Annotated in this window: 1 protein-coding gene; it reads right to left on the reverse strand. The window is 46.7% G+C overall.

Annotated features, from left to right (window positions below):
* A partial coding sequence (locus tag EII26_RS13020; RefSeq protein WP_199735241.1) for a transposase occupies positions 1 to 140 on the reverse strand: 140 nt, incomplete at its 3' end.
* Positions 141 to 212 lie beyond the last annotated feature (72 nt).

Below are 212 nucleotides of genomic sequence, written 5' to 3' on the forward strand. Positions count from 1 at the left end.
TTGCGCTCACACAAGGTGCGGATGATCTTGCCTATCTCCACTTTGTACCGGCCGTAGACTATCTGACGACGATATTTCGGCGCGAAAACTATATGATATTTACAATTCCAGCTCGTATGTGCTAAGGTTCCCTTGTCCACTTTTCCCTCCTGTATCGTGATGCGGATCGGCGTCCTCTCACTTTACTTGAGGGAAAATACTTCTCATAGCTA

This window comes from Fretibacterium sp. OH1220_COT-178 (assembly GCF_003860125.1).
GTDB lineage: Bacteria > Synergistota > Synergistia > Synergistales > Aminobacteriaceae > CAJPSE01.